Here is a 6734-nt window from a genome sequence, read left to right as displayed (position 1 = left end):
ATACAATGAAGTAATACAAAAGTTTATCATGCGTTCAATGCCTGTGAAGAAACTGGGGAGTAAAGAAGAGAATAGGTTACAGGTTAAAGGGTACAGGGTACAGATTATTCCCTATCACCTATTACCTATCACCTGTCACCTGTCACCTGTCACCTGTCACCTATCACCTATCACCTGTCACCTGTCACCTGTCACCTGTCACCTGTCACCTGTCACCTGTCACCTGTCACCTATCCCCTAATCCCAATGACAAATGACAAAACTATACAGGAGCGCTGACATTGCAAGTTAAAGCAGCAGTAGCTTACAGCGCAGGTAAGCCGTTGACGATTGAAACCGTTCAACTATCGGGGCCACAAGCCGGCGAAGTGTTAGTTGAAGTGAAAGCAAGCGGGGTTTGTCATACCGACGCTTTTACCTTATCTGGTGACGATCCAGAAGGTTTGTTTCCGGCTATTTTGGGACATGAAGGTGCTGGTGTGGTAGTGGAAGTAGGCGCTGGTGTCACCAGTCTCAAACCAGGGGATCGTGTGATTCCCCTCTATACTCCCGAATGTCGCCAGTGCGAATATTGTCTGAGTTTCAAAACTAATCTCTGTCAAGCCATTCGCCTAACTCAAGGACGCGGTGTGATGCCTGATGGCACTAGTCGCTTTAGTATTGATGGGCAAATGATTCATCATTACATGGGTACATCCACTTTTGCTAACTATACGGTGCTGCCGGAAATCGCCTTAGCAAAAATTCGGGAAGACGCCCCCTTTGATAAGGTTTGTTATATTGGCTGCGGTGTGACTACTGGTATTGGTGCAGTTATCAATACTGCCAAGGTGGAACCTGGAGCAAATGTTGTGGTTTTTGGTTTGGGTGGTATTGGCTTAAATGTCATCCAAGGAGCGCGGATGGTAGGGGCGAATATGATTGTCGGGGTGGATATTAATCCCAACAAACGCGCCTTGGCAGAAAAGTTTGGTATGACGCACTTTGTGAATCCTCAAGAAATAGAGGGCGATTTAGTTCCTTATTTGGTTGATTTAACAAAAGGCGGTGCTGATTACAGCTTTGAATGTATTGGGAATGTTAAATTGATGCGTCAAGCATTAGAATGCTGCCACAAAGGTTGGGGAGTGAGCGTGATTATTGGTGTTGCTGGTGCTGGACAGGAAATCAGTACTCGTCCTTTTCAACTAGTAACTGGGCGCGTTTGGAAAGGTTCAGCATTCGGTGGCGCTAGAGGGCGTACAGATGTGCCAAAAATTGTTGATTGGTATATGGAAGGTAAGATAAATATTGATGATTTAATTACTCATGTAATGCCCATTGAGCAAATTAATGATGCTTTTGAATTGATGCACAAAGGTGAATCAATTCGCAGTGTGGTGACTTTCTAATTTGGAATTTGTAATTAGTACTTTTAGTTTCTTGCGATCGCAAACCTGCCCGACTTTTCAAACATCCTCTGATTACAGCAGATTTTGGCATAGATGAGTGATTATCTTGATTTTATTTCTACTCAAATTCGCTTAAACCATCGATACTCACTTTAAACATCAAAAGCCTTGCTGGCGTGGGCTACTGAAACTACACTTAAAATCTAATAGCGATGCCTGCGGCGGGCTATGCCTACGCATTCTCAGAAATCCCCTTCAAGGAACTTGTAGTCATAACTTCTGATCTTTGATACCACAGCTTTCTTGACGCTCAAATTTATGCTGGCTAAATTCCCATCACCTGTATTTACACTTCTATTAGGACTTGGCATAACTCAAACCTTTGGATGCACAACTCAAAAATATAATTCCGCGATCGCTCAAACTTCACCGAAGCCAGCGCCTCAAGTAATTGTGCAACCAGGAGAAGTTCGAGCCTTACTAGGCAAGTTGGATAAAATACCCGTTTTTAACAGCAATAGCCCAGAATGGATTAAAACTGAAGGTATTTTACTTTCTACCTTTCCTCCAAACGGTAAAAAAGTTTCAGCAGCGCATCTCAATTTTCCTTTTCAGGGTCGCTTTGACTTATTCGCCCACCACTACAGCCACACTCCCAAGGATTTACAAACGCTATACCTGGGTGTGATTGTGCAGAACCCTGGTAAAAAACCTGTAACAGTAGATGTGTTACAAGCCGCGAGTTATTTGATGCAGGATGCGCCCTTTGTTACCTTACCCCCCTACATAGAAAATAACGATGGTAAGGCTTACTCAGGCCCAGGCGATCGCGCTGTTGGTGATGTACTCCGAGGTGTTCGACAAGCAGATTTTCCCGCAAAGCTGATAATTCCGCCAGGACAAAGCCGGATGTTGTTAAATCATCCGATTCCTGTACGAAATCTAGAAAAACCGGTGAATGGTCGCTCTAGCTTTATGCGTTTGCGTAGTAGCGATCGAGTTTATGCGGCAAGTTTAGCAATGTTTGCCAAGAAAAATTCTGATAATACAGAACGCCAACCCACTCTCGCAGAATGGCAAGCTTTACTAAATATCGGCAACTTGGCTGGGCCCAGAGATAAAACCCCGACTCCTCTAAATGCTACCAGTGGCGCACTCATCTATGGGCGTGTAGCTGGTGTGTCTAGTGGTTCCCAATGGCAAGCAAAGTTGGTAGATAATCCCCAAACAAAATATCTGACTATTCCTCAACGTGGCAAAGCTATTTCTTATGGTTTAGACACATTGCTTAGTGGTCGATTGGGCACTCAACAAATCCAAACGGCCAAAATGCTGGTACGTTATCCAGATACGGCTTATGAAGCACATGGCAATTATGGGGTGGAATATAAACTCACCTTACCTTTAAGCAACAATACCAACCAAAACCAGACCGTGACTGTTACTTTAGAAACACCTTTAAAGGAAGATAAATTATCCCAAGGTGGTCTACGTTTTCGCAAACCATCCTTAGATTTTCCTTTTTTTCGTGGTACAGTGCGGCTACGCTACTTTGATGACCAAGGTCAACAAAAGACGCGCTACATACATCTATGGCACAGAACTGGTCAGGTGTTAGAACCAATGGTACAGCTTGTACTTCCACCTTCAACTCAGCGAATAGTACAGGTAGATGTGATTTATCCGCCAGATTCGACACCGCCGCAAGTACTGAGTGTAAGAACTTTAGAAAAGTGAGAGTCTCAAAAAAATCAAATAACTTAAAGCTTATATGGTTTTCCAGTACACTAACGCATTTGTCACCATAGCATCGGTTAATTTTGAGAAGTTAGTGAATTTCTATACCAGATTGCTGGAGCAAAAACCACTTACTTTGGTTCCGAATGTCTATGCTGAGTTTAATTTAGTTAGTATGCGATTAGGTATTTTTCAACCAAAGAACACAAATGAATCGGAATTTGAAGCGATTGCCAAAAGTAAGATAAGTTTGTGTTTAGAGATGAGTAACTTAGAAGATGCGATCGCTCACCTAACTGCTTTGGGCTATCCTCCACCAGGAGACATTTCCATTGCTTCCCACGGCAGAGAAATATATGCTTATGATCCTGATGGCAATCGTCTGATTTTACATCAAGCTGCTATAGGGAGTCATTAGTCATTTGTCCTTTGCAAATGACTAATGACTAATGACAAAGGACAAATAACAAAAGACAAATGGCTATAACTCAAAACTATAGATTAAACCTGATTCAATGGTATCCAGGTCACATTGCGAAAGCTGAAAAGAAGCTCAAAGAACAGTTGAAGCGCGTAGATGTGGTGTTTGAGGTACGAGATGCTCGAATTCCCTTAGCAACTCACCATCCCCAAATAGGTGAGTGGGTAGAAGGTAAAAAACGGGTGTTGATACTTAACCGAGTAGATATGATTACACCACAAATGCGATCGCTCTGGATCGATTGGTTTAAACGTCAAGGAGAAGTCCCTTATTTTACCAACGCTCAACATGGTAAAGGCATAGCAGAAGTAGCACGGGCAGCGCAAGCCGCTGGGGTAGAACTCAATCAAAGAAGAAGCGATCGCGGGATGTTACCCCGTCCAGTGCGGGCTGTGGTGATTGGTTTTCCTAATGTCGGTAAATCAGCTTTGATTAACCGCCTGTTGGGAAAGCGAGTCGTGGAAAGTGCAGCTCGTCCTGGGGTAACTCGCCAACTACGCTGGGTGCGAATTTCCGAACATTTAGAATTGCTAGATGCTCCTGGTGTCATCCCTCTAAGATTAGAAGACCAAGACGCAGCCTTGAAATTAGCTATTTGTGATGATATCGGTGAAGCATCTTACGATAACCAGTTAGTAGCAGCAGCCTTAGTGGATTTACTCAACTATTTAGAAGCTGTCGCAGGAGATTTATTACCAAAAAAACCATTACAGTCTCGTTACCAACTCGATTCAACATCAGACACTGGAGATACCTATTTACACGCCTTGGCAGAACATCGTTACAAAGGTGATGTAGAGCGAGCAGCAAGGCAACTTTTAACAGATTTTCGTAAGGGGTTGTTGGGTGAAATGAGTTTAGAATTACCACCCAATTAAATCTAAATTTAAATAGTAAAAATTAGGAAACCTATTTGATTTTTAACAGGACTTACGCAATGATCAAAAACTCCTTGACGGAGTTATGATGCTACTTTGGTAAATCATCAAAAAGCGATGGACATATTTACATGAGGGTGCTTTGCGTTCCTATTCTTTGCCTCCAGCGCCCCATACCCAATGTAACTTTTCTAATGGTTGTTACCCAATTTATGGTAGTGGGAATTATAACACTAGTATAAAAAGATTTTCGTAAAAATTTATGAGCGCAGAAGTTGATGGAACTTTAAGAATTGCCGGCTACCAAATTATCGAGCAACTTTATTCAGGTTCTCGGACTCAAGTGTATCGGGCAATTCGAGAATGCGATCGCCTACCAGTTGTCATCAAGCTCTTAAAACGAGAATACCCAACTTTTAGCGAATTAGTACAGTTTCGCAACCAATATGCGTTGTTTACCGCCGAAGGCATCGCTAAAAACCTAAATATTCCCAGTATTATCAAACCCTACAGTCTGGAACCCCATCATAATGGCTATGCCCTAGTCATGGAAGACTTTGGTGGTGTTTCCCTGCGGCAATTTACTCAAGGAAAAACACTGACATTAGAGCAATTCCTACCCATTGCTCTGCAACTAATAGACACTTTACACCAGTTACATCAACAGCGCGTCATTCACAAAGACATCAAGCCAGCCAACATCTTGATTCACCCTGACACGAAACAAATCAAGCTGATTGACTTTAGTATTGCCTCGCTTTTACCACGAGAAACCCAAGAAATCCAGAGCCTCAATGGATTGGAGGGAACGCTAGCCTATCTGTCACCAGAGCAAACCGGACGGATGAACAGAGGCATTGACTACCGCAGTGACTTCTATTCTTTAGGTGTGACTTTCTTTGAACTACTGAGTGGAAAATTGCCCTTTGAATCCCGTGAGCCGATGGAGTTGGTGCATTACCACATTGCGAAACTTCCACCCTGCCTCTGCGATTTTAACCCAGAATTGCCCTTGATGCTCGGTGAAATTGTCCGCAAACTGATGGCAAAGAACGCCGAAGACCGCTATCAAAGTGCGCTAGGACTTAAACATGACCTTGTTACTTGCTTAGAACAGTGGCGAGAAACAGGCAAACACACCTGGTTTGATTTAGGACAGCGCGATATCAGCGATCGCTTTCTCATACCCGAAAAACTCTACGGGCGGGAATCGGAGGTACAAACGTTACTAGAAGCATTTGGTCATGTTGCCAATGGTGGCTCCCAACTGATGCTGATGGCAGGTTTCTCTGGTATTGGCAAAACCGCAGTCGTCAATGAAGTGCATAAGCCAATCGTCCGGTGGAACGGCTATTTCATCAAAGGAAAATACGACCAGTTCAACCGCAACATTCCTCTGTCTGCTTTTGTACAAGCCTTTCGTGACCTAATCGGACAGTTGCTTAGTGAAAGCGATACTCAGTTAAAGCAATGGCAAAGTCAGATTTTAGCGGCAGTTGGAGAGAACGGACAACTTCTGATCGAGGTAATTCCTGAACTAGAGCAGATGATTGGCAAACAGCCTGCGTTCGCCCCTGGCGTTGGCGGAGCCATCGCTGAATTATCGGGCGGTGCAGCACAGAACCGTTTCAATCTGCTGTTCCAGAAGTTTATTGAAGTCTTCACCACACCAGAGCATCCGTTGGTGATGTTTCTCGATGATTTGCAGTGGGCAGACTCGGCATCGCTCAATTTACTGAAGTTGTTGATGTCCCAGAGCAATGGCGGTTATCTATTCATTATTGGCGCATACCGCGATAACGAGGTGTTTGCAGCTCATCCACTCATGTTGATGCTAGATGAAATCAAAAAGGAATCTTCTTGCGTCAACACTCTGACTTTATTGCCCTTGAGTCAAGCAGATGTGAACCATTTAATCGCCGATTCGCTCAGTTGTGCAACAGGCCAAGCATTGCCGTTGACAGAGTTGGTTTATCAAAAAGCCAAAGGCAATCCCTTTTTCACAACTCAGTTTTTGAAAGCGCTACATGAGGATGGTTTGATTACCTTTGATTGGGAGGCAGGTTTTTGGCAGTGTGATGTAGGACAAGTGCGTAGACGCGTAGCGGCTTGTCGTCAGACATCGCTTGCTCTCACTGATGATGTGGTGGAATTTATGGCACAACAACTTCAAAAATTGCCCGACATCACTCAAAATGTTCTGAAACTGGCAGCCTGTATCGGCAATCAGTTCGATTTGGCGACGTT

The 6734-nt window shown here is 43.7% G+C and carries 5 protein-coding genes; all 5 read left to right on the top strand.

Annotated elements, in window-relative coordinates; all coding sequences use genetic code 11:
* Positions 1 to 281: 281 nt before the first annotated feature.
* Positions 282 to 1391: an S-(hydroxymethyl)glutathione dehydrogenase/class III alcohol dehydrogenase gene (locus IQ229_RS07555; protein ID WP_194042605.1), complete on the top strand. Its 1110-nt coding sequence runs from the start codon at positions 282 to 284 to the stop codon at positions 1389 to 1391.
* A gap of 318 nt (positions 1392 to 1709) precedes the next feature.
* Entirely contained in the window at positions 1710 to 3128 is a 1419-nt protein-coding gene (locus IQ229_RS07550; protein WP_194042604.1) for a DUF3370 domain-containing protein, read from the top strand.
* A gap of 34 nt (positions 3129 to 3162) precedes the next feature.
* On the top strand, positions 3163 to 3546 hold the full coding sequence (locus IQ229_RS07545) for a VOC family protein (RefSeq protein WP_194042603.1): 384 nt from the start codon (positions 3163 to 3165) through the stop codon (positions 3544 to 3546).
* 59 nt (positions 3547 to 3605) lie between these two features.
* On the top strand, positions 3606 to 4487 hold the full coding sequence (ylqF, locus tag IQ229_RS07540) for a ribosome biogenesis GTPase YlqF (protein ID WP_194042602.1): 882 nt from the start codon (positions 3606 to 3608) through the stop codon (positions 4485 to 4487).
* 262 nt (positions 4488 to 4749) lie between these two features.
* Positions 4750 to 6734: ATP-binding protein (locus tag IQ229_RS07535; RefSeq protein ID WP_194042601.1), on the top strand; the 1985-nt coding region annotated here is incomplete at its 3' end.

It is taken from the genome of Nostoc cf. edaphicum LEGE 07299, assembly GCF_015207245.1.
In the GTDB taxonomy this organism is placed as follows: Bacteria; Cyanobacteriota; Cyanobacteriia; order Cyanobacteriales; family Nostocaceae; genus Nostoc; species Nostoc edaphicum_B.
The sequence above is the reverse complement of the archived record's forward strand: the minus strand, read 5'-3'. Positions and strand labels throughout refer to the sequence as shown.

Coding starts and splice junctions, on each gene's coding strand:
- ylqF (WP_194042602.1), top strand. CDS start 3,606: ATGGCTATAACTCAAAACTATAGATTAAACCTGATTCAATGGTATCCA.
- IQ229_RS07545 (WP_194042603.1), top strand. CDS start 3,163: ATGGTTTTCCAGTACACTAACGCATTTGTCACCATAGCATCGGTTAAT.
- IQ229_RS07550 (WP_194042604.1), top strand. CDS start 1,710: ATGCTGGCTAAATTCCCATCACCTGTATTTACACTTCTATTAGGACTT.